General features: G+C 48.9%; 3 protein-coding genes and 1 pseudogene. 3 read left to right on the top strand and 1 reads right to left on the bottom strand.

Going from position 1 to position 4,267, the window contains the following annotated elements; all coding sequences use genetic code 11:
• The 3 genes from BG32_RS07355 to BG32_RS07335 all read left to right on the top strand — a co-directional run.
• On the top strand, window positions 1-255 hold a 255-nt coding region (locus BG32_RS07355), incomplete at its 5' end, for an electron transfer flavoprotein subunit alpha/FixB family protein (RefSeq protein ID WP_147434872.1).
• A complete protein-coding gene (locus BG32_RS07350; protein WP_121526630.1) occupies window positions 252-1,658 on the top strand; it encodes an FAD-binding oxidoreductase in 1,407 nt (468 codons plus the stop codon). The genes BG32_RS07355 and BG32_RS07350, both read left to right, overlap by 4 nt.
• A 1,141-nt stretch (window positions 1,659-2,799) precedes the next feature.
• Complete coding sequence (locus BG32_RS07335) at window positions 2,800-3,429, top strand: class II aldolase/adducin family protein (RefSeq protein ID WP_006489452.1); 630 nt, start codon at window positions 2,800-2,802, stop codon at window positions 3,427-3,429.
• A gap of 387 nt (window positions 3,430-3,816) precedes the next feature.
• On the opposite strand, the pseudogene BG32_RS07330 reads toward BG32_RS07335, so the two are convergent.
• A pseudogene (locus BG32_RS07330) lies at window positions 3,817-4,267 on the bottom strand (ABC transporter substrate-binding protein); the annotation flags it as partial.

Genomic DNA, 4,267 nt, shown 5'->3' with positions numbered 1-4,267 from the left:
GATTCGAAGTGGATAGGACACGAAGCTCAGGTCGGATTGAGCGGCCATACAGTTAAACCGAAGATCTACATCGCTGCGGGTATTTCCGGCGCCGTTCAGCATATTGCGGGGATGCAAACCGCAGAGTTCATCGTTGCGATAAACAGAGACAGGAACGCTGCGATTTTCAACTTCGCAGATATTGGGCTTGTTGGAGACGCTGTCGAGATTCTGAACGAACTTGCAAAGTCCCTTGAGTCGGAGGTGAAGAGATGAATTACGGACGTCTTAACGCGGGCCTGATAGAAGAGCTTCAAGCACTACTCAAGATCCCAGTCAAATACGATGAGGAGTCACTGGATAGATATTCTAGAGACGAGACGGCCGAACTGAGAGCCGTAAAACCGGAGGTTGTCACATTCCCTGTAAGTACTCAGGAAGTGTCGGAGATCATGAAATTCGCAAACAGGCATTTGATTCCAGTTACCCCAAGAGGTGCGGGAACGGGCCTTTCGGGAGGCGCGGTGCCTTCATGCCGTGGAATCGTCATGAGCTTCGAGAAGATGAACAGAATTCTCGAGTTCGACGAAGCAAATATGATGATTACCGTCGAACCGGGAGTGATAACCGGCGAAATTCAGAAACTGGCAGACAGGCATAACCTAGTTTACGGAGGTGATCCCTGCAGCAGCGAGAGCTCCTCGATCGGGGGCAACGTTGCGGAAAACGCCGGAGGAAACAAAGTCATGAAATATGGACCGACAGGTTACCATGTTTACGGCCTTGAGGTAGTCCTTCCCTCAGGCGAGGTCACATTCTTTGGAGGAAAAAGACTGAAGGATGTCAGCGGCCTGGACTTCGTCCATCTCATGGTCGGATCTGAAGGCACGCTTGGAATTGTCACGAAAATAACGTTGAGGCTGCTGCCAAAGCCAAAGTATTCAGTGGCCTTGCTCGTACCATACCCGGATATCGATACGGCAATTGCAGCAGTACCTGGATTGATGAGCGGTTCAGGTGTTGTCCCTACTTCTCTGGAGTTTATGGACGGCTCGTCGATAAGGGCGACCTGCAGCTTCCTGAACATCGAGTTTCCGTACGCTGACGCCGGAGCTCATCTGATAATAGAAGTCGAAGGCAACAGCAAGGATTCGATATTCGACGATTACGTCAAACTCGGAGAAGCCGCTATCGAAGCGGGCGGGCTTGAAGCCTTTGTGGCAGACAACCGGAATACGAGAGACAAACTATGGAAGGCCAGAAAGTCGATTGCGGAGGCACTGGCCGCAATAAGCCCGGTGCACAGCATGGAAGACGTCTCCGTTCCGATGGCGAATATACCTAAGCTAATAAAGAGGTCTGAAGAGATCGCAAAGAAGCGCGGACTCGAAATGATTGCCTTTGGCCACGCAGGAGACGGAAATGTCCATGTCACTTTTATAAAGGGAGATCTTACTCAGGAAGAGTGGAACAGAAATCTCCCGCTGGCCGAAAAAGAGCTCTTTGATGAAACCACAGAGTTAGGGGGCTGCATAAGCGGAGAACACGGTATAGGTATAAAGAGGAAGAAATACCTCGCATCAATAGTAGACGAAGCTCAACTTGATCTAATTCGAGGCATAAAAATGGCCTTTGATCGAAACAACATACTCAATCCGGGGAAGATAGTGGATCTTTGAAAAACCGGGGTCGGGGGTAGCGGGCTGGGGGTCGGAAGAGCAAAAAAACCAGTTGCAAGTTCCAAGTTGTGAGTTGTAAGACCGAGGTCGGAGGTCGGAAGATCAAGAGAAACTGGTTGAACGTTGAGCGGTTCTCCGTTCGCCGGGAGAGCCGTGAAGCAATTCATGAAGATTCCGACCAGGAGCTTTGTCGGAATGACGGAATTGGGCGTTTTCGGAATAACCGTTCTTGGTCAAACCATTATTCAGAGAGTAGAGAGAATGGAAAAGCAAAGAGGGCAGGTAAGGTTCCGCGATATTGAAAAGCTCTTAATCCCCTCTCGAGAGGGGTGTCGACGGCTCCATCTTCGACGTGGTGTGTGCACATCAAGAACTGACCTCATTTTCAGTCATGACGGAATTCTTTACCAAGAACGAACAACCTGGACGCGTGGCGTCGGAACGAAGAACCGGTCTTTTCTCGGCGGAGGACGCAGGACCGTTAATGGGCAACGCGGTTTTCATCAGCGACCAGCGGGTTCTTGCTCTTAAGCATACAGCGAATCTTTGGATCGAGATGCTGAAACAAGTTCAGAATGACGGAATTAGTAGTGGATCTCGGGTCTCGATTCTGGGGTTTCGCGAACAGACCCGGCTCATCAATTCAGGGTTTTACCGTAACTGAGAAAGTTATCCGGGCAGCGGGTTTGGGAAGTCCCTCAAATTGTCATCCCGGACTTGATCCGGGATCTGGTTCAAAAAACGAACAACGAAGAACCGGTTTTCTTGGCGGAGGACCGTTGACGGGCAACATGGTTTTCATCATCGTACAGGGGTCCTGCAAAGGATCTCGCTCCCAAACCTCTCTTTCTTTGTTTCTTGCCTCCTCGCGTGAGCGCCAGCGTCACTTCCTGAGTAACAGCCTCACTTCCCCGGACGCTTTTCCGGGCATCACTTCATGGGATGTTCTTCCCAGCATCACTTCTTTAGAGGCTTGCCGTCATTGCGTCATCTGATGCCCCTTAGTGCAATGCATCCCGCCGAAGGGGAGACTGAGGCAAAGCCTGATGGTCACGTGTAGCGTGACTGGCTATAATAGAATCGACTTATAGTTATTTCATGCTATATATGGAGCAAAATATAGAACAAAATGGAGGTCACTATGGATTTGAGAAAAGAGCTGGTCCTTTTCGCGAGGCTGGCATGGGACAGAAGACTTACCGAGAGTACCGGTGGAAATATGAGCGTTAGAAATGGAGATCATTTTGTGATTACCCCCACAACAATGGTGAAGCACTTTCTCACGGAAGAGGATCTTGTCGAGGTAGATCTGAATGGAAGGAAAGTTAGTGGGAGGCGCGAACCATCATCGGAATACAGGATGCATTTGAAGATTTACAGAGAGTGTGAAGACGTGGTTTCCGTTTTCCATGCTCATCCCGTTTACGCGACCACTATCGCAGTTCAGCAGAAGAAGTTTCCTGTGAATGTTCTTCCTGAAACTGCGCTCATGCTGGCTCCGATAACCTATCTTCCCTACAGAATGCCTGGTACGGATGATTTTGCGGAGATATTCGACGAGGGTTTGAAGCTGGGCTCGCGAACCTTCGTTTTGAGAAACCACGGTGTTACAGTCGGCGGAAGTAGTATTGAAGAGGCATATGCAAAGCTCGAGACGCTGGAGTTTCTGGCTCAGATCACCCTCCTTTCCGGTGCCAAACCCGGTTACCTCGAAATCCCTTCCGAAGATGTGGAGAAGTTCTTGAAAAAAATAAGAGGATCTAAGGAGTAGTTTCAGCCATTCTTTAGATTTTCACGCAGAAGCACCCGAGATTGCCTATAAAGTCGCGTTTCAGGGTGAATTTATTCTCTCCAGTTGCTTTTCAAAGGAAGGAGTTTTGTCTCTTTACTCGAAAAATATACTTGTCAAAAGAGTTTATCCACTGGAAACCGCTGCTGCTGCCTTCAATTAGACTTCACGATTGTTTTTGGTTCGATTCTCTTTTGACTGAATTACTGATATTTCAGAAGGCTTTATTCAGTTTGAAAAAAACAGACTGTGCACGAGAAGTCCATCTGGTGGGTTTGTAGACTTCCACTCCATCTTTAGTCGCTGTACAGGACAAATGAAAGAAGAGGCAGTGTCGTAGTAGACACTGCCTCTTCAACTTGAACCTTATCAGTAGATTACTATAGAAGTCGAAGCAGAAGCGGGAATGGCCCCTTCTAACTCGGCAATTGCCATGATGTCGTACGATCCTGCGCCGAGATCCTCAATAGCACTCGCCGGTATCACGCACTCGAACAATCCGGCTTCGGTCATTGCGGCTTCGAACTCCCTTGCCTCCTGTCCAACTATCAGGGACAGAGTCACCTTTCCGGTTGTTGCGGGAACAGCCTCATCTATTGGATAAGTGACTTCCGAGACGTAAACACTTACAGGAAGATCGCTGCCCTTAGCCACAAAGGCAGGCGTTTCCAAGCTGTCTATCTGCATCCTTACAGCTTTCAGTTCCTCTATCCAGTATGTGTCTTCGTAAGGGTAGTCGGGATCTCTGAAAGCTCTCAATTCCATGTAGTTGGAAGTCGAGTCGAATTTCGACAGATAGAAAGGTCCATTGCTTATATAG

It is taken from the genome of Mesotoga sp. HF07.pep.5.2.highcov (genome assembly GCF_003666285.1).
Taxonomy (GTDB): domain Bacteria; phylum Thermotogota; class Thermotogae; order Petrotogales; family Kosmotogaceae; genus Mesotoga; species Mesotoga prima.
Note: the sequence above shows the minus strand (reverse complement) of the source record. Positions and strands in the feature narration are given on the sequence as shown.

Excerpts from the sequence above, each read along its gene's own strand:
- BG32_RS07350 (WP_121526630.1), top strand. The coding sequence starts at position 252 with ATGAATTACGGACGTCTTAACGCGGGCCTGATAGAAGAGCTTCAAGCA.
- BG32_RS07335 (WP_006489452.1), top strand. The coding sequence starts at position 2,800 with ATGGATTTGAGAAAAGAGCTGGTCCTTTTCGCGAGGCTGGCATGGGAC.